The following is a 508-nucleotide window of genomic DNA, read 5'->3' as shown; positions in this document are numbered from 1 at the left end:
GCCAATGGCAGGGCTTTTTGCGGAATGCGTCGAGCCTCCCGACCTTTCCGCCCCTGCTTTTGCCTTCTTCCGGTACTGCGCTGTGAACGCTTTCGACGGCTTCTTCTGCGTCCGCCTCCGCAGCATCCGAGCCCGGGGCAGGGGCCGGATCTAACGGCAGGCCGAACTGGACCGACGGATCAAAGAACCCTTCTACTGCGGAGAAGAGCATGACAAGCAGCTCGGGCTGGCCGTCTAAGGACAGGCCGACTTCAAAACCGGTTTCGGTTACCTTGATGTCCCAATACTGTTTCTGTATAACGATTGTCATTTCCTTTTCTTACTTGCCCATCAGTTTTTCGCTGAGTCGCACTCCCTGGGCTCTTGTCACGCAGGAAATTAAGCTGTGTTTGTCGCCAGTACGGCCGGTTTTGGCAACTTCAGCAAGCACCTTGCGCACGACGCCGCGCAGGGCTGCCTGAGCGAGAATATCGTAGCGCATGTGGTCTTCTTCCCTTTTTTCCTTTCC

The 508-nt window shown here is 56.3% G+C and carries 1 pseudogene; it reads right to left on the bottom strand.

From position 1 onward, the window contains the following. Positions 1-481, bottom strand: a pseudogene (locus WH87_RS14445) (ClpXP protease specificity-enhancing factor SspB); the annotation flags it as partial. Between the last annotated feature and the right edge of the window lie 27 nt (positions 482-508).

The sequence above is a fragment of the Devosia epidermidihirudinis genome (assembly GCF_000971295.1).
Lineage (GTDB): Bacteria > Pseudomonadota > Alphaproteobacteria > Rhizobiales > Devosiaceae > Devosia > Devosia epidermidihirudinis.
Note: the sequence above shows the minus strand (reverse complement) of the source record. Positions and strands in the feature narration are given on the sequence as shown.